The 17,593-nt window shown below is 71.0% G+C and carries 16 protein-coding genes and 1 pseudogene; 5 read left to right on the forward strand and 12 right to left on the reverse strand.

All coding sequences use genetic code 11. From position 1 onward, the window contains the following. Positions 1–175: 175 nt before the first annotated feature. Positions 176–646, reverse strand: a complete 471-nt coding sequence (locus tag ACWC2B_RS24520) for a Dps family protein (protein WP_450720007.1) — start codon at positions 644–646, stop codon at positions 176–178. Positions 647–977: 331 nt separating this feature from the next. On the opposite strand from ACWC2B_RS24520, the gene ACWC2B_RS24525 reads away from it, so the two are divergent. Further along, positions 978–2,072 (forward strand): carboxylate-amine ligase, encoded by a 1,095-nt coding sequence (locus tag ACWC2B_RS24525; RefSeq protein WP_450720223.1) that lies wholly within the window; start codon positions 978–980, stop codon positions 2,070–2,072. An 89-nt stretch (positions 2,073–2,161) separates the two neighbouring features. Here the strand turns inward: ACWC2B_RS24525 and ACWC2B_RS24530 are convergent, their stop codons facing one another. From ACWC2B_RS24530 to ACWC2B_RS24545, 4 genes and pseudogenes are all read right to left on the reverse strand, one after another. Then, entirely contained in the window at positions 2,162–3,406 is a 1,245-nt protein-coding gene (locus tag ACWC2B_RS24530; protein ID WP_450720009.1) for an aromatic acid exporter family protein, read from the reverse strand. Further along, a complete protein-coding gene (locus tag ACWC2B_RS24535) occupies positions 3,369–5,180 on the reverse strand; it encodes a glycoside hydrolase family 15 protein (RefSeq protein ID WP_450720011.1) in 1,812 nt (603 codons plus the stop codon). Before ACWC2B_RS24535 ends, ACWC2B_RS24530 begins: the two co-directional genes overlap by 38 nt. A 172-nt stretch (positions 5,181–5,352) precedes the next feature. Continuing rightward, positions 5,353–5,514 (reverse strand): annotated as a pseudogene (locus tag ACWC2B_RS24540) (Orn/Lys/Arg family decarboxylase); the annotation flags it as partial. Positions 5,515–5,660: 146 nt separating this feature from the next. Continuing rightward, complete coding sequence (locus tag ACWC2B_RS24545) at positions 5,661–6,011, reverse strand: helix-turn-helix transcriptional regulator (RefSeq protein ID WP_450720013.1); 351 nt, start codon at positions 6,009–6,011, stop codon at positions 5,661–5,663. 137 nt (positions 6,012–6,148) lie between these two features. Here ACWC2B_RS24545 and ACWC2B_RS24550 point away from each other — a divergent pair, with 137 nt between their 5' ends. Next, complete coding sequence (locus ACWC2B_RS24550; RefSeq protein ID WP_450720015.1) at positions 6,149–6,919, forward strand: ANTAR domain-containing protein; 771 nt, start codon at positions 6,149–6,151, stop codon at positions 6,917–6,919. A gap of 59 nt (positions 6,920–6,978) precedes the next feature. On the opposite strand, the gene ACWC2B_RS24555 is transcribed toward ACWC2B_RS24550, so the two are convergent. From ACWC2B_RS24555 to ACWC2B_RS24565, 3 genes are all read right to left on the reverse strand, one after another. Continuing rightward, positions 6,979–7,770, reverse strand: a complete 792-nt coding sequence (locus ACWC2B_RS24555; RefSeq protein ID WP_450720017.1) for a GAF domain-containing protein — start codon at positions 7,768–7,770, stop codon at positions 6,979–6,981. Then, on the reverse strand, positions 7,763–8,566 hold the full coding sequence (locus ACWC2B_RS24560) for a GAF and ANTAR domain-containing protein (protein WP_450720019.1): 804 nt from the start codon (positions 8,564–8,566) through the stop codon (positions 7,763–7,765). Before ACWC2B_RS24560 ends, ACWC2B_RS24555 begins: the two co-directional genes overlap by 8 nt. Positions 8,567–8,661: 95 nt before the next feature. Next, positions 8,662–9,090 (reverse strand): hypothetical protein, encoded by a 429-nt coding sequence (locus ACWC2B_RS24565; RefSeq protein ID WP_450720021.1) that lies wholly within the window; start codon positions 9,088–9,090, stop codon positions 8,662–8,664. A gap of 349 nt (positions 9,091–9,439) precedes the next feature. Between ACWC2B_RS24565 and ACWC2B_RS24570 the strand changes: the two genes are divergently transcribed. Further along, positions 9,440–10,477, forward strand: a complete 1,038-nt coding sequence (locus ACWC2B_RS24570) for a YihY/virulence factor BrkB family protein (protein WP_450720023.1) — start codon at positions 9,440–9,442, stop codon at positions 10,475–10,477. Between the two features lie 89 nt (positions 10,478–10,566). Here the strand turns inward: ACWC2B_RS24570 and ACWC2B_RS24575 are convergent, their stop codons facing one another. Then, positions 10,567–11,673: a cation diffusion facilitator family transporter gene (locus tag ACWC2B_RS24575; protein ID WP_450720025.1), complete on the reverse strand. Its 1,107-nt coding sequence runs from the start codon at positions 11,671–11,673 to the stop codon at positions 10,567–10,569. Positions 11,674–11,753: 80 nt separating this feature from the next. On the opposite strand from ACWC2B_RS24575, the gene ACWC2B_RS24580 reads away from it, so the two are divergent. Then, a complete protein-coding gene (locus ACWC2B_RS24580; RefSeq protein WP_450720027.1) occupies positions 11,754–12,119 on the forward strand; it encodes an ArsR/SmtB family transcription factor in 366 nt (121 codons plus the stop codon). Between the two features lie 205 nt (positions 12,120–12,324). On the opposite strand, the gene ACWC2B_RS24585 is transcribed toward ACWC2B_RS24580, so the two are convergent. From ACWC2B_RS24585 to efeU, 3 genes are all read right to left on the reverse strand, one after another. After that, positions 12,325–13,290: a pirin family protein gene (locus tag ACWC2B_RS24585; protein ID WP_450720029.1), complete on the reverse strand. Its 966-nt coding sequence runs from the start codon at positions 13,288–13,290 to the stop codon at positions 12,325–12,327. Positions 13,291–13,534: 244 nt separating this feature from the next. After that, the gene (gene efeB / locus ACWC2B_RS24590; protein ID WP_450720031.1) at positions 13,535–14,806 is read right to left on the reverse strand and encodes an iron uptake transporter deferrochelatase/peroxidase subunit; all 1,272 of its coding nucleotides are present in this window, start codon (positions 14,804–14,806) and stop codon (positions 13,535–13,537) included. Positions 14,807–14,850: 44 nt separating this feature from the next. Beyond that, positions 14,851–16,953, reverse strand: coding sequence for an iron uptake transporter permease EfeU (gene efeU, locus ACWC2B_RS24595; RefSeq protein WP_450720033.1), 2,103 nt, complete (start codon positions 16,951–16,953; stop codon positions 14,851–14,853). Positions 16,954–17,221: 268 nt separating this feature from the next. Here efeU and ACWC2B_RS24600 point away from each other — a divergent pair, with 268 nt between their 5' ends. Continuing rightward, complete coding sequence (locus ACWC2B_RS24600) at positions 17,222–17,593, forward strand: tetratricopeptide repeat protein (RefSeq protein WP_450720035.1); 372 nt, start codon at positions 17,222–17,224, stop codon at positions 17,591–17,593.

A 17,593-nucleotide genomic window follows, 5' to 3' on the forward strand; every position in this document is an offset into this window, starting at 1 on the left:
CCTCCCGCCGTTCCCCCCCCCCCGCGCGGACCCGGGCGGGGTTCGGACACCGGCTCTGACCGCACATCCACCCTCATACAGCTCGGCTCGCCCGGCATCTCGGCATCCTGTCCGGGCCGGGTGACACGGGCGGGGCGGCCCGCTCAGGCCGCCCCGCCCGTGTGGGCCCGCGCATTCAGCTGTTCTCCGCCTGGAACATCCAGGCGTGCTTCTCCAGGTCCGCGGTCAAGGTGATGAGCAGGTCCTGGCTCACGGGGTCGGGCTCGTCGGTGGCCGCGATGCGCTCACGCATCCGGTCCACGATCCTGCCCAGGGCCACGACCATGGCCTCCACCGCCTCGGAGTCCTTGATCCAGCCTTCGGGAACCGTGCCGATCGCGCTGCCGGCGGCCACGGTCGCGGCGCGGCCGTCCGGGTTCACTCCGAGCGCCGCGGCGCGCTCCGCCACGGTGTCCGAGTGCTGCCGCGCCGTGGTCACCACATCATCGAGCTGGAGGTGTACGGAGCGGAACCGCGGGCCGACCACGTTCCAGTGCACCTGCTTGGCCGCGAGGGACAGATCGACCAGATCGACGAGCGCTCCCTGCAGTGCCGAGCCGACCACCTTCAGTTCCGAGTCGGACAGCGAACTCTTCACGACAGCCACTGCTTCACTCCATTTCACATTCGGGCTGCTATCGGCCTGGACCGTTCACCGGTACCTCTCTGTCGCCTTCCTCGAAATGCGGACCCGAAACAGACGGGGATCTTCCGTTCGTCCAGCGCATGGCTGGCGCGGCAGGGGCTGATCGACGACGCTGAGACGACAGAGGAACTGGTGGTGATCCGTGCCGAACGGCTCGTCTGACGAAACCGTGCGCGTCCAGCCGCGCCGCGAGGGGCCCCCGCTCGTCGAGGGCCCTGTCGACGTCGTACTCGAAGGCGGCACCACCGCCGTGGAACCGGTTCGCGGGGCATCCACGGGCTGCCCGGAAGCCATGATCACCTTTGGGATCGAGGAAGAGTACCTGCTGGTGGACCCGGTCACCGCCCTTCCCGTCGCCCTGTCGGAAGAGGTACGCGCCGCCGCCGACCTCGGGCCCGTGGTCGACGACGGGGAGGTCCAGCCAGAACTGCTCCAGGCCCAGGTGGAGGTGGCGACCCCCGTCTGCACCACGCTGGACGAGGCGGGCGGCCATCTGCTGCGCCTGCGCCACGCGGTCGCGGCCGCCGCCGAAGACCTCGGCTGCCGCCTGGCGCCCGTCGCCGCCGCACCCTGCGCCGGCCCGGCCCCCGTGCCCGTCACCGACCAACCGCGCTATCAGGCCATGCACACCAATGCCGCGCAACTCGTCGACGAGCAACTCATCAACGGCATGCACGTACACGTCGCCATCCCCGAACGCGAAACCGGCATCGCCGTACTCAACCGCATCCGCGTCTGGCTCCCCACCCTCCTCGCCATGTCGGTCAACTCCCCCCTGTGGGACGGCCGCCCCACAGGATTCGCCAGCTGGCGCACCCCCGTCTTCAGCCGATGGCCGGTCAGCGGTCCCCCGCCACCCTTCGCCGGCATCGACGACTACGAGACCCGCGTCAACGCCCTCAACGCCGCCGGAGCCATCCTCGACAACGGCCAGCTCTACTGGCACGCCCGCCTCTCCGACCGCTACCCCACCATCGAAATCCGCTGCCTGGACGTCCAGTTGAGGGTCGACGAGACCGTCATGCTCGCCGGAATCGTACGAGCCCTGGTGACAACCGCGATGCGCGAGGAAAAGGACGGCGAGCCCCTCCCGGAACTCCCCGCCGAACTCCTCCAGGCAGCCACCTGGCGCGCCGCCCGCGACGGCCTCACCGGCAAACTCATCGACCCCACCGGACACCTCCGCAAATGCGGCGACGTCATCTGCACACTCGCCACCCACATCCACCCCGCCCTCGAAACCGCCGGCGACACACGACAAGTCAACTCCCTCCTGCACCGGCTCCTGCGCGAAGGAACCGGAGCAGACCGCCAACTCCACGCCTTCACCCACGGCGGCATCCCCGCGGTACTCGACCTCATCACAGACCGAAGCAACACCGCCTGAGGTGGCTCCGCGATGCCCGAGTACGAATGCTGCCCCCGGCCCCGTACGCCGGCCGACTCGCGGCCGTGCTCAGGGGGGCGCGACCGGGGTCAGGCAGGCCGCTCCTCCTCCGGCTCCCGCAGCCGCAGGCGCTGTCGGACGCGGCCGACGAGGCGATAGCGCTCCCGCTGTTCTCGCGACTGCCGGTCGAGTTCCTCGACCAGGCGCTGCGAGCGCTTCTCCACGTCGAGTTCGTCGAGGACCCGGTCGACTTCCGCGAGCAGCGCGCCGTGCAACTGCCACTGCCGGGGGTGCCGCCGCACCTGGGCGAGCAGGAGATCGGCGACCCGGTCCCGGCTCGCGCGCCCAGCTGACAGCTCGGCCGCCAGCCGTTCCTCCGCTTCCTCGGCGTTGGCGCTGACCTGCGTGGTGATCAGTACGGCGAAGCTCTGCACGGCCCGGGCCAGATGCTCGAAGACGTCCTTGAAGGCGTGCCCCACCTCCGGCTCGAAGAGCCGTTCCTCCGTACGCTCCTTGGCGAGGTCGGTGAAGGACCGGCACACCACTCGGAGCACCACCGCCGAGATCTCCAGGGTGTCGAGACCGGTGCGCAGCACCACCCGCGACAGCAGCCCTTCTTTGACGCGCGGGTTGAGCCGGAGGCTGTCCTCGGCCTGTCGCAGCGAGGCGTCCACCCGCACGATGTCGTGGTCGAGCCGCCGGGCCTCGTGCAGCCGCGCGGCCGCCTGCGCCACCGGCGTGTGACCGCCGACCTCCTCCCCCAGGTCCAGCAGCAGCCGCCGCATCCGAGCGGCGAGCTCCTCGATGGCCCCGCCCGCGGACTCGACCCAGACGGGCGGCGCGAGCAGCACGTTGAACAGCATGCCGACCCCGGCGCCGATCAGTGTCTCCAGGACGCGGTCCCAGGCGGTCGCCGAAACCCGTGTCACACCGAGGACGAGCATCGCGCTGATCGCCACCTCGGGAACGAATTCACCCACCTTCACGAAGCGCCCCACCACCAGCGCCACAAGGATGATCAACCCCAGGCTCCACCAGGTCAGGCCCACCAGGGAGCTGAAGCCGATGGCCAGGAGCACGCCCGCCACCACGGAGTTCACCCTGCGCACGGCTGTGACGAGGGTGGTGAAGAGGGTGACCTGCACGACGAGCAGAGCCGTCAACGGCGCGGTGAGCGGTGCGGGTTCGCTGCTCAGCTGGAGAGCCACCACATAGGAGATGACCGCGGCCGCCGTGGATCGCAGGGTCTGCACCACCGCGGGTTCCCGGCGGCGGCGCGCCAGATCGAGGAGAGGGTCAGCGAACTGGGGCACCTTCCGCACCTCCCTCGTCATGGACGGGGGCCGGGCGGGGCGGTGAGGCGGACGGCGCTCTCCAGCATGATGGCGTGGACGAAGGCCTGGGGCAGGTTGCCGCGGAGCTGGCGCTGGCTGATGCCGTACTCCTCGGCGGACCGCAGGCGGAACGGTTGCGTTCGAACCAGCGCACGGCCTCGGCCTGGTTGCCGTGTTGGTGTTCGGCCATCGCCATCAGGTAGCCGCAGAGCAGGAAGGCGCCCTCGGCCTCTTCCAGCGGGCGCTGGTCGTGGCGGAAGCGGTAGGCGTAGTGGTCACGGGTGAGTTCCGTGGTGTAGGCGCGCAGGGTGCTGACGGTGCGCGGGTCGTCGGCCGCCAGCGCTCCGCGCAGCGGCGGCACCAGCAGTGCGGCGTCCAGTGCGCTGTCGCGCGTGGACCGCTGCCAACGGCCCGACGGATGAAGGCTGTTCGCGGTCGTCTCCGCGAGGATGGTGTCGGCGAGGGAGGCCCAGGCGGCGGCTTTGCCGACGGACGGGGCCACCTGGGCGACGGCCCGCAGCCCCGCGGCGCAGATCAGCCTGCTGTGGGTCCAGTGCTGCTCGTCGAGTTCCCAGATGCCCGCGTCGGCTTCGCCGCGGCGCCGGGCGACGGTGTCGGCGGCGATGTCCACCGCCCGCCAGCCGTCGGCGTCCAGGCGGCCGTGCTGGTGGGCGGCGGCGAACAGGAGCAGCGCCTCACCGAAGGCGTCGAGCTGGAACTGGCGGCTGACCCGGTTCCCCACTCGGCTGCCGCCGCCGGGGTAGCCGGGGAAACCGAGCTCGCGCGGGCTGGGGACGGGCTCCCCGGTGACCGTGTAGGCGGGCGCCATCGCGGGCCCGTCCTGATGGAGGCGGGCGGCGACGAAACGTACGGCGTCGTCCAGCAGGGCGTGGGCGCCCGCGGCAGCCACGGCCTGCCCGGCGTAGCACTGGTCGCGGATCCAGACATAGCGGTAGTCGTAGTTGCGCCCGGCCTCGGCCCGTTCCGGAAGGCTGGTGGTGACGGCCGCGGCCATGCCGCCCGACGCGCTGGTGAGGCCGCGCATCACGGTATAGGCGTGCCGTGCGTCCTCGGGTGCGAGCGTGTGTTCAAGGGAGGGGACTTCGCCGGCCCAGGCCGCTTTCGTGCCGTCCCACAGGCTGCCCGCGTCAGGGGCGTCCGGCAAAGCGTGCTCCGACATTTCCAGGACGAGGTCGCGCCGCTCGCCCGGCTGGAGTGTCAGCGCGGCCGCCAGGCCACCGCGGTGGCCGAACCGGGCGGGACGCGCTTCCGGTACGCCGCTCCAGCGCCAGCGCAGGCTTCCGGTGCGGGCGCTCCACGTGCCGTCCTCGTCACGGTGCGGCAGGTGGGACCGCTCGGAGCCGAAACCGGCGGCGGGTGCCAGGCTGACGGTGAGACGGGCTACCCCGGAGACGGCGTGGATCCGGCGCAGCAGGACGGCCCGGTGCGGGTCCGCGGGGAGGGCGAGGGCCTCGCGGCACTCCACGATGCCGTGCTCGGTGATCCAGCGGCTGCGCCAGATGAGGGTGCCGTTCTCGTAGTAGCCGCCCCAGACGTACCGGCCGACGGGGCCGAGCGCGTAGTGACCGGGCCCGCCGATGAGGGTGCTGAACACGGCGTCGGAGTCCCAGCGCGGCATGCACATCCAGGCGATGTCCCCGTGCGGTCCGATGAGGGCTCCCCGCTCCCCGTCGGCGATCAGCGCGTACTCACGCAGCGCCTGCGGTGGAGGGAGGTTCGCGGGGCTCAACGGAACGGGTGTGCCGGTCACCATGATTCCTTGCGTTCAGACCCGGATGGGCCCGGATGAGTTCGATGGGATGGGAAGAGCTGTGTCGCCTTCTGCCGTCGAGCCGACCCGGCTTCGGCTTCGGCTTCGGCTTGGAGTCGACCGTACGGCGGAGCGGAACGTGCCACTGGTCGGCCGTCTCTGTCAGTCGTCTCGGTCAGTCGTCCGCCACGACCCGTACGCTGCGCACCTGCGAGTCCACCGCGTCCGGGACGACCATGCCCGCGTCGATGCCGCTGCGCAGATACCTCAGGACGTCCGCGTTGAGCCGTTCGCCGGGCAGCGCCGCGGGGATGCCCGGCGGATAGGGCGTGAGCATGCCCCTATGCCCGGCATGGGAAACGGGCACCTGTTGTCCATGCGGCCATCCAGAGCGACGTGTACTGCGCCACGTGGCCACCGACCTGTCCCGCTGGTCCAGCGAGCATGTCGAGCACATCACCGACACGTCGGGTCACAGCGCTGTCAGACATGAGTGGGATCGGCGGTGACGCGCTCAGGGTGGGCGGTGCGGTGGGCGGTGCGGTGGGCGAGGACGGACAGCAGCGTGGCCACACTCAGGCCTTCCTCGGCCGGATGGCGCAGCGGGGTGTCCGGCTGAATGCGGTAGGCATTGGACCGACCGTTGCGGGTGCGGGACAGGTAGCCGTCGGTTTCCAGGTCGGTGATGATCCTCTGCACCGCCCGTTCAGTGAGTCGGCAGTACGCGGCGATGTCGCGGATGCGTGCACGGGGGTTGTCCGCGATCGCCACCATCACCCGGGCGTGGTTGGTCAGGAATGTCCAACCGCTGTGCGGTTCAGGTACCAGGCCCATGCCCCCACCGTACGACGAGCATTTCGCGCCTTCCAGTGGACGAAGTCGATTTCATGTATCACTTGACGGGTGATGCCGACGGGCGGAGCCTGGTAGTCGTAGGAGCGAGGTCCACCTCAGGCATGGGGAGCGGTGCCATGGCCGACCAGAGACTTGCCACGAACCGGGCCGGCATCAGCGACCCCTGCACACGGCTCACGGCGGAGCCCGCCGGCTGCCCGCTGACGCCAGACCTCGAAGCGGCGATGTACCCGTGCGACGACCGTGTGATCGTCGTCGTGTCCGGTGAAATCGACATTGATACCGCCTCGCAGCTGAACAGCGTGCTCACTGCGGCTCTGGACACATCACGCAGCGGAATCGACCTCGATCTGAGCCGCGTGACCTTCTGTGACTGCTGCGGCCTCAACGCCCTGCTACGTGTCCGCCACCGCGCCCTCGACCAGGACAAAACCCTCATGGTGCGCGCCGCCGGCGCCCCCCTGATACGGCTGCTCACCTTCACCCACACCCTCGACCTGCTCACCGCGGCCAGCGGGCTCACCTTCGGCACGGAGACGCCCTCCCCGGTCCAGTACGAGCGGGAACCCGAATCGCCCGGCCACAGCCAGAGCTCCCCGAGCTCCCCGAGCGAAACGGACCAGCTGCGCGAAGCCCTGCAAACACGGCCGGTCATCGACATGGCCCGTGGCGTCCTCATGGCCTCCTACCAGCTGACTCCCGACCAGGCCTGGCACGTCCTGGTCGACGTCTCCCAGCACACCAACACCAAACTCCACCGCCTCGCCCAGAGCCTGCTGGACACCGTCCACGGCCCGCCCCCGCCCGCCCCCGTGCAGAAGGCCCTGCGCCAAAGCGTCACACGGCACTCCCCTGCCAGGCCTACCGGCGTCCGAGCACCCGGATAGCCGCCCGCACCGAACGGAGGCCTCGTCCGGCGTCCGCTGCGCGACCGCACGGCTTGGGCCTACGGGCTGCCCGGCGGCAGGACGGATTGGGGTGTGATGCGGCGGTGTACGAGGTCGTCGGCGATGTCGGTCGGGCGCCGGTGATGGTGTAGCGCATAGGCGTGCAGGTGGCTGCCCGCCTGTGCGGGTGTGATGTCGGCGGTGGCGGCGAGCATGCCGCTGGCGGTGTCGAAGAGCGCTTTGCCGGACAGTGCGGACTGGGTGCGGCGGGTGATGTCCTGGGGGCCGAGCGGGTGGTGGTCCCAGGAGATGACAGCGGTGGCGGCGACGTCGGTGAGGGCGCGCAGGAGGCGTGTTTCCGCTGCCGTGAGCGCGACGGGGTGGTGGGCCAGCAGGTTGAGGGCGCCGATGGTCTGGCCGCGGAGGAAGACGGGCAGGGCGTGAGCGCTCTGGTATCCGGCCGCCTGGGCGCGGAGGGCGAAGTGGGGCCACCGGTCCTTGTGCGATTCGAGGTCGGCGGCGTGGACCGGGAGGCCGGTGGTGAAGGCTTCGGCGCAGGGGCCCTGCTGGATCTGGGCCTGCCAGATCTCGGTGAGTTCGGTCGCGTACTCGGTCGAGACGGCGGGGCGCAGTGATCCGCGGGCGTTGACGAGCATCACGCCGGCCGCGTCGACGGCGGTCAGAGCGACACTGTGCCGTACGAGGCGGCCGAGAAGGACGAGGGGGTCGACGGCGTCGTCGAAGGTGTCGCTGAGTGCGACGAAGGCCTCGGTGAGCTGCTGCTCTCGGGTGGTCATGCCGATGTCACCGCTTCCCTGCTCCGGCCCGTCGATGGGGGCGAGCCTAGTCATGGAACCTGATCCTCCCGGCGATGACGTCGAAAGCCGCCTCCGTCACGGTCTGTCCGTGGGAGAAGGCGTGGGCCCTCAGGCGGGCCAGCGCATGCGTGGGGTCGACCCCGAGATGCACCATGATCATTCCTGTGGCCTGATGAACCTCCTCGTGTTCCGTCTCGGCCGCCGACACCCATGCGTCACCCACTCCGGTCCGGGCTCCGTGTACCTGGAGGGCAACCAGGGCCGTGGTGATGGCCTCGGCGGCGGGGAACGCGAACGAGCGGTTTCCTTCCGAGAGCGGCCCGGGGGTGCTCCGGTAGAGGTCGAAGGTACCGAAGGTGTGTCCGTCGTCGCCCAGCGGCAGGCAGAACACGGCGCGCGCGCCGAGGTCGACGGCCTGCTGGGCGAACAGCGGCCACCGTTCGGCATCCCGGCCACGCGTGAGATCGGCCGCGAAGACGGGAGCGCCTTGGGAGACGGCGGTCAGGCACGGCCCCTCGCCCAGGGTGTACTGCGCCTCTGCGAGCCGACCCGCCACCCGGTCGCTGGACCACCACAGGGTTCGCACGCCCAGGTCCTCGCCGTACAGACAGATCGACGCGCCGCTGATGTCGAGGAGGTCGACGCACACCCGGCCCAGAGCCGCCGGCGCTTCCACATTGGCCATGGCACCGATGGCACCTGCGAACCACTTGCTCATTCGGTCGCCGTCCTCGGCGCTGCCGGGCACAGTGTGGCGCTCGCCGTCGTCCTGGGCTCTGCGGGGCACCGTGCGGCGCTCGTCGTCGTCCTCGGGTGGCTCAGGGGCCACGGCTCTTCACCTCCAGCCGGAAGGCCCGTCCTTCCATACTCCCACCGCCGCGCCCGCCAGATGCGCGGGAATCCCGGACCACGGCACGTCGGTCGTCATCGCGCACACGGGTGGTCTTCCTGGTGAGCACGGGAGATGCCCGCGGCCCGCTGCCGCAGAGCACGCAGCGCAAGGGCCGGCGGAATCTCCTGGACAGCGGCAGGTGAGGGCAGCCTGGAATCTGACGGGTGGTCGCCACGCGAAGCGGCGTCCGCCTCCTCCGCGCCCAAGCCGGGCGAGGCGACGACCGTCAGCGGTGCCGGCCGCTCCGCCGCCCAGGTCATGACCGCCGCTGTGGCAGGGCTGAGGTCCTCGTCGGACAGGCGGCTGGAGTCGAACACCAAGGCCTCGACGGAGGCGGGAATCAGCGCCAGGACGCGCCTCAGGCGCTCCGGTGGGCTTACGAGCCGGCCGGGCTCGTCGGGGCACAGGGTCAGCACAGCGAAGGAACCAAGGAGCTGAACCTGGGCGTTGTAGGGCTTCATGAGGCTTCTCCCCTGGCAGGGGGCGGCAGCCTTGGAAGACCAAGTCCCTGGATGGGAAAGGGGAACTCGGGGTCCGGAGCACGGCGGGTGCCGTGAACATGTCCGGCGTTCAAAGCCGCGATACGGCACCAGCGTGCATGCTGCGGCCCGCTTCAGACGGGTCACCGAAGCCTCAACCGACGGAACCAGGCTGGTCCATCACTTTCACCATCTCACGAGCGCCGCTCCTCCCCAAGCCCTTGAAGGCGGGCCCTGCCTACGATCCCCGACCGGTACGACACGGTGCGGGCGTCGCGGAACCGGAGAACCCGTGCGATTCGTCGGCCCGCTGCGGGCAACCCGTGCCCGTATGACATTCCTGGGCAGGCGACGGCGCCGGAGCGAGGCGGAGAAGGCGGGAGGGCCGGCCGGTCCGGGCCCCGAGGTCGAGGAGGCCGCTCCGGACGAGCCCACCGATCTGCCGGCCCGCTCGTGGTGGGCGGTGCTGCGGCGCACGGGCCGGGAGTTCCTGGACGACGACCTCTCCGACCGTGCCGCCGCGCTGACGTACTACGGCGTCCTGTCCCTGTTCCCGACGCTGCTGGTGCTCGTCTCCCTCCTCGGGGCGATCGGCGAGTCCGCCACCAGTGCGGTGCTCGACAACCTCAGGCAACTGGCGCCGGGCGCGGTGCGCGACCTCCTGAGCCAGGCTGTGCTGCAACTGCGCGGAAGCGGCGGTGGCAGTGGGCTGGTGGCGGCCGTGAGCCTGGCCGCGGCGGTATGGTCCGCTTCGGGCTATGTCGCGGCCTTCATCCGGGCCGCCAACGCTGTCTACGACCTTCCTGAAGGCCGCCCGGTGTGGAAGCTCACCCCGCTGCGGATCCTGCTGACCCTGGCCCTCATGCTCCTGCTCGCCGCGAACGCGCTGATCGTGGTGTTCACCGGGCCGCTGGCCGAGCGCGCCGGCCGGGTCCTCGGCATCGGGCACACAGCCGTCATGATCTGGTCCGTGGTCAAGTGGCCCGTACTGCTGGGCCTGTTCGTCGTGATGCTCGCCCTGCTGTTCTGGCGGGCCCCCAACGTCCGCGGCCCCGGCTTCCGCTGGCTGAGTCCGGGCAGCGTCCTCGCGGTGCTGCTGTGGCTGCTCGCCTCCGGGGCATTCGCGGTGTACGTCGCCAACTTCGGCTCGTACAACAAGACTTACGGCGCGCTGGCCGGGGTCATCGTCTTCCTGGTCTGGCTGTGGCTGTCGAACCTGGCCATCCTCCTCGGCCTGGAGTTCGACGCCGAGCTCGCCCGCCAGCGGGCCATGGCCGGGGGGCTGTCCGAGGGCACGGAGCCGTACGTCGAACCGCGCGACACCCGCACGTGGCCCACCCGACACGGTCCCGGGCAGACGGGCACCTGACGCCGCTGCCCGGTCATGTCAGCTGCCTCCGATGCCCAGGGCGGTGAGGAGGAGGCGGCGTCCCGGTCTCCCGTGAGGGGCGGGGGCCGTCAGGCGTGCGCGTGGTGGTGCGCCAGAGGCGTATGCGGGTCCGCCTCGTCGTGGCTGGTAGCAGGGTCGGCGTGGACGAGGGCGGCGGTCAGCCGGGGGACGGCGTGCAGGAGGGTGTGCTCGGCGTCGACGGCGACCCGGTGCGCGTCGCGGACGCTGAGATCGCCCGCCACGACGATGGCGACCTCGGCTCGCAGCTGGTGGCCGATCCACCGCATCCTCAGCTCCCCGACTTCCAGGACGCCTTCGACCTGGTGCAGGGCGGTTTCGGCGGTGTCGACCAGGGCAGGGTCGACCGCGTCCATCAGACGGCGGAACACCTCCCGGACGGCGCTCTTGAGGACGGCGAGGATCGCAGTGGTGATCATGAGGCCGACGATCGGGTCGGCCAGGCGCCAGCCGAGTGCGGCGCCGCCGGCGCCGAGCAGGACCGCGAGGGAGGTGAAGCCGTCGGTGCGGGCATGCAGACCGTCGGCGACCAGCGCGGCCGAACCGATCCGCTTGCCGGTGGTGATGCGGTAGCGGGCCACCCACTCGTTGCCGGTGAAACCGATCAGCGCAGCGGCGGCGACCGCCGGCAGGTGGCTGATTCCTTGAGGGTTCAGCAGCCGGTCGATCGCGGCCCAGGCGGCCAGCGCGGACGAGGCGGCGATCGTGAGCACGATGAGGACGCCGGCCAGGTCCTCGGCGCGGCCGAAGCCGTAGGTGAACCGGCGGGTCGCCGCCCGCCGCCCGAGCATGAAGGCGACGCCGAGCGGAAGCGCGGTCAGCGCGTCGGCCGCGTTGTGGATGCTGTCCCCCAACAGCGCGACCGAACCGGATACCACCACCACGACGGCCTGCGAAACGGCCGCCAGACCCAGGACACCGAGGGAGATCCACAGGGTGCGCATCCCCTCGGCGGACGTCTCCATGGCCGAGTCGACCTTGTCCGCGACGTCGTGACTGTGCGGCTTGACCAGGTGTGCGATCCGGTGCCTGAACCGCGGCCATCGGCCCGCTCCGGAACCGTGGCCGCCGTGGTGCTGCTGCTCTCGGCGGCCGTGCTGATGGTCGTGTCCGCGGTCGTGGCGGTGAGGCTGGTGGGGGGTGCTCTGGTCGCTCACGACAGCTCACGCCTTCCGGATCAGGGGTCGACAGGGCAGGCCGGTTGGACACCGGCCACCCACGGCACCATTATGTGCGTATGAGTGCACGCATGCACCTATCAGGTGCGCAAGGCCCGCAACAGCGAGACGAAGGCGGACCGGCGGAGCGGTATGCCGTGGCCGCGGAGGTCCTGGGACTGCTGGCCGACCGCACCCGCCTCGCCCTCCTGGAGCGCCTGGCCGAAGGCGAGGCGGATGTGACGACCCTCACCGAGGCATGCGGAGTCGCCCGCCCCTCGGTCAGCCAGCACCTGGCCCGCCTCCGCCTGGCCGGCCTGGTCACCACCCGCAAAGAAGGCCGCCGCGTGATCTACGCCCTGCGGCACGGACACATCAAGCACCTGGTCGACGAGGCCCTGCGGTCCGCCGACCACCAGCTCGGCGACCTCCCTCCCCACGACTGACCTCCTCGCGGCACAACGACCGTCGCCGTGGCTGCTTCCGGTCACCCGCCGCCACGATCAGGGGCTGCGCGGCGGGACGCGCCGCGCGCGATCGTGGAGGTATGGAGATCGAGATCCTGGTCATGCCCCAGTGCCCCAACGCGATACCCGCCGCCGAGCAACTACGCCGCGCGCTCGACGACGTTCGCTCGGGCATACGCCCAGTTCAGCGCACCCGCCCCCGCGGTTTCAGGGGCACTGCCGGGAGTTCCGGTGCCGGGATGGGGGCGCCGTCGTACCCCTTCACCTCGCCGAAGCGCGACCCCGTCATCCAGTCCGAACGGGCCTGCTGAATGTCCTCCTGCGAGCGGCCCACGAAGTTCCACCACATCAGGATCTCCTCCTCGAACGGCTCGCCGCCCAGCAGCATGACGGCCGCGTCGGAGACGGCTCGCAGGGGGAGTTCCGTGCGGCCGCAGCCCAGGTAGAGCATGGAGCCGGGGAGGACCGGTACGTCGTCCACGTGAGCCTCGCCCGACATGGCGAGGACGGCGTACTCGAAATCGGGGTTCAGCGGAAGCCGCGTTTCGGCGCCTGCGGCGAGGGCCAGGTCCGCCCCGACGATCGGCGTGTACGTGCTGCCCGGTGACGCGGCGCCGTCGAGTTCGCCCAGGATGACCGTCGCGTCGATGCCGGGCGCGGTGACGTGCGGCAGGTCGGCGTGGTGCTGGAAGTGCGGTTCGACGTGGCGGTGGGCGTCGGGCAGGGCCACCCACAGCTGGGCTCCGTGCAGGAAGCGGCTGTGCGACTTGGGGGTCTCCTCCGAGTGGCTGATGGCCCGGCCCGAGGTCATCAGGCCGAGTTCCCGGGGGCGTACGGTCTGGAGGTTGCCCAGGCTGTCGCGGTGCAGCACCTCGCCCTGGTGCAGCCAGCTCACGGTCTGCAGGCCCATGTGGGGGTGGGGCGCCACCTGCATGCCGGGTTCGTCGGCGATGTCGTCGGGGCCGTAGTGGTCGACGAACGCCCAGGCGCCGACCATCCGGCGGCCGAGGTTCGGCAGCAGCCTGCGCACCTCGGTGGACTCGCCGAGCTGCACGGTGCGGGGCGAGAGAAGCTCGCGCACCGGCTCGGCCACGACGAATCCGCGTCCGCCGCAGACGGCGAGCGCGGGCTGGCGATCGAGATTGCTCATGCGGTCAACCTAATCCCTGTCGGGGCGCGGAGCCCCGGATTCCTGGCACAACCCGGGCGGCCGTCGAACCCGCGGCGACCGACACGGTCCGCGAACGCGTCCCCGGTGATCGGGGATGGCCAATGGCGCGGGCGGTAAACGCGGCTGAGCGGGCCTCAGCCACGCTCACTCGCCGCGACCAGTGGTCCCGCCACACGTACGCGGCCGGGCGCGCCCACCGCCGACGCGGCACGGAGGCTCGGCCTCAGGTCGCGAGCAGGCCCCGGCCCAGCCAGTCGGAGGAGTCCTTGACGCCGGGCAGCGCGAAGAAGTAGCCGCCGCCCGTCGGGGAGATGTAGTCGACGAGCGGTTCGTCGATGAGCCGTTCCTGGGTCGCCTCGAACTGCCGCTTGACGTCCTGCTGGTAGCTGCAGAAGACCAGGCCCATGTCGAGGTTGCCGACGTTGTCTATGCCCCGGTCGTAGTTGTAACCGCGGCGCAGGATACGGGTGTTGTCGGTCTGGGCGGTCCTGGGGTTGGCGAGGCGGATGTGCGCGTCCATCGGGATCGCGTTGCCGTGCGGGTCCTTCGCGTAGTTCGGGCTGTCGGTCTCGACCGCGCCGTCCAGCGGGGCGCCGGTGTCCTTGCGGCGGCCGAACATCTTCTCCTGCTCGGTGAGCGAGACCCGGTCCCAGAACTCGACGAGCATGCGGATGATGCGGATGACCTGGTAGCTGCCGCCGACCGCCCAGGACGGCTCGCCCAGCGCGTCGCCGACCCAGATCAGCCGGTCGGTCTCCCGTGCGGACTTCACGTCCGGGTTGACGATGCCGTCCTTGAAACCGAGCAGGTTGCGCTGGGCGCCGGTGGGGCGCGGCGCGTTCTGGAAGCCGTCGATGCGCCACTTGATCTGCATGGCGCCGCGGGTGTGCCGGGCGATGTCGCGCAGCGCGTGCAGGACCACGTCCTGGCGGGCGCCGCAGATCTGGAGCGAGAGGTCGCCGTGGCATTCGGCGGCCTTCAGGTTGTCGTTGGGGAAGGTCCGCATGGGCGTGAGCCGGACCGGCTTGGCCTTGGCGAGTCCGTACCGGTCGTCGAAGAGCGAGGCGCCGACGCCGACCGTCACGGTCAGCGCGTCGGCGGGGACCTCCGGGCCGAGGATGCCGTTGTCGGACGGCGGGGCGCCGACGCCGAGGTCGGCGGGGGCGCCGCCCGCGGTGAGGAAGCGGGCCCGTTCGGTGATGGTGCGCAGCAGGTCGGAGAGGTCCCGTCGGCTGTCGGCGATGACGTCGAGGGAGACGAAGGTGGCGGCCGCGGGCTGCGGTGTGACGATGCCGGCCTGGTGGGCGCCGTGGAAGGGCACCTTTCCCGAGTCGGCGGTGCCGGCCGCGCGCGCCTCGCCGGTACCGGTCTGGCTCAGCGCGAATCCCCCGCCGGCCAGGACGGCACCGGCCGCGCCCGCGCCCAGGGCCGTCTTGACGAACGAGCGCCGTCCGGCGGGGCAACCGCCTTGCGGAGCAGGAGTTTCGGCGGGCATGTCGGAGTTCCCTTCGGGGCGTGCGGCAGGTCGTTCGGCGTGCATCAGGCGGACTTCCGGATCTCCAGGAGGTCCGGCACCGGGGCCAGGTCTTCGAGCAGTTGCCCGGTCGCGCCGTTCAGGCGGGCGCGGCCGGCGCCGTCCAGCTTGTCGACGGGCGTCCAGCTCTGGTCGTGGTGGGCCGAGTCGAGCAGCCTCTGCACGCGAGCGATGTCGGCGTCGACCCTGGGGAGGAGCTGCGCGTCACGGGAGGCGAGCAGGGGGCGCAGCACTCCGAGGAGTTCGCGCGTTCCGGCCAGGTTGGCGTCGGCGGTGGCGAGCGTGGTTCCGCTGCCCTGGTCGGCGTCGCCGGTCAGCTCGAACTGGAGGGTGTTCTCCAGGATCTCGTGGGTGCGCAGCGGCAGGTCGGCAGCGTCGAAGTCCTGGGCGGGAAACGCCTTTTGAAGGCCCGTCACATCCTCGGCGAGGCGGGCGGCGGGCGCGGCGAGGTCGCTCGCCGACTGGCCGTGCCACAGGCCGTACTCGACCCGGTGGAAGCCGGTGAAGTCCTTGTCGGTCACGCCGTCCGGGAGCCCGGCGGTGCGCCCGTTGATCTTCTTGTCGAAGTCCTGGAAGGTGCCGTAGGCGGCGCCGAGCGAGGAGTACGTACGGTGCGCGGTGAGCCAGTCGGTGCGCGCGGCGTCGAGGTTGCCGCCCGCTATGTCGTCGCTGAGCTGCTTGGTCTGGGCGACCAGGGTGGTCAGGCCCTGGTTCACGTACTGCTTGTACGAGGTGAGGGGCGCAGCCAGGTCGGTCTCGGAGACCGGCACGACCGCCTTGCCCGCGGCGCCGCCGCTGACGCGCACGGACGCGGAGGTCACGGCCTTGCCACCGGTGGGCACGCAGCGCCAGGCGTAGGAGCCGCCCGCGACGGTGGCGACCAGGTCGCGGGTGGTACCGGGGGCCAGGCCCTCGATCTCGCCGTACACCGCGTTGCTCGCCGGATCGATGAGGTAGACCTCGGATGCCTTGTCGCCGGTGTTGTGCATCTGGAAGGTCTGGCGGCCGGGCTTCGGCGCGGTGAATCCCTTGCCGCACTCCTTCTCGGACACGGCGATCGTCTGCGCGTCGGCGGGCTTGGACCCGCCGAAGACGACGATGGCACCCGCGACGACGGCGGGGACGGCGACGACAGCGACCGGGATCACCCAGGCGGGGCGGCGCCGCGCAGGCCCCTCGGGCTCATCGGGCTTGCCTTCGGCACCGGCTTCGGAGGGCTTGCCCTCTGCGGCTGCCTCGGCGGGCTCGCCCGCGCCGGACTTGGCGGACTCCCCCGACTCCACAGGCTTCACGGCAGCCGTCCGCACACCCCGTACGAAGAGCGTCATCACCGCACCGAGGTAGCCGGCATAGGCGACGACCTGAAGCCACGTCATCGTCGGCGTCAGGTTGAACACACCCTGGACGAGCGTGCTGTACCAGGCACCCGGGTCGACGCTCTGGCTCAGATCCACGGCGTACGCGGTCTTGCCGGGCAGCACCCCGCCTTCCTGGAGGTCGCGCAGGCCGTAGCCGAGTACTCCGGCGGCGATGACGATGAGGACGGCGCCGGTGGCGGTGAAGAACTTCGTGAGGTTGATCTTCAGGACCCGGCGGTACAGGCCCCAGCAGAGCCCGGCGGCGATGACGATGCCGGTCCCGGCGCCGGCCATCGGGCCCGCGGACTCGCCGGCCGCGCGGGCCGTGGTCCACAGGAACAGGGCGGTCTCCAGGCCCTCGCGGCCCACCGCGAGGAACGAGGTGACGACGAGCATGCCCGCGCCCATGGCGAGCGCCCCGGTGACCTTCTCCTTGATCTCACCGGAGAGGCTGCGCGCGGATCGGCGCATCCAGAACACCATCGCCGTGACGAACGCGACGGCGATGACGCTGAGCGTGCCGCCGAACGCCTCCTGGGCGGTCCCGGACATGCTGGCGGCGGTGAAGGTGAGCACGGCACCGAAGCTCATCGCCAGGGCGACCGCCGCGAGTACCCCCGTCCACACCTGCGGCAGGCGGGACCTGGCCCCGGCCCGCACGAGCGTGGCGACCAGGATCGAGACGATCAGCCCTGCCTCAAGCCCCTCCCTCAAACCGATCAAGAAGCTCGGAAACGCGTCGTCCCACATGCCGTTCTCCCCACCCCCGCAAAGGCGTGCCTCGCCTCAGTTAGCGAAGGCATACCTTAATCACAGAGCCTGTGAGCCGTCTACACAGGTGTAGTCAAGTACGTTCCACGAAGCGGTCAGAGCGTTTCGGACACCCCCCGCGCCCCGTGCCCCGCCCGAGCCCCCGCCGACGAGATCACACCCCGCCAATCTGGTGGAATGTTCAACAACATCGCCGTGTTGAGCCGGGTGCACGGCCCCGAGTCCGGGGCCCGGACGGGACGAGCCGATGTCCTCTGCACGCAGTGAAGTGACCGACAGCTACTACGAGTTCGGGACGCCCGGCGAGCGTTGGGCGCGCGCCCAACTGTTCTTCGAGGCCAAGGAGTACGTCACAGCCGCGGACATCCTGACCGGCCTGGTCGCCGAGGTGCCCGAGCAGGTGGCGCCCAGGCTGCTGCTCGCGCGGGCCTACTACCACTCGGCCCGCCTGAAGAAGGCGGAGACACAACTGCGCGCCGTCCTCGAACGCGACCCCGTCGAGCAGTACGCCACGCTCATGCTGGGCCGCACCCTGGAGCGCCAGGGCCGCCCGGCCGAGGCCGCGCCGTATCTGCGCGTGGCCGCGGCCATGGCGGGCGACTTCCCCGCCGGGGCCTGA

This window comes from Streptomyces sp. NPDC001415 (assembly GCF_053597395.1).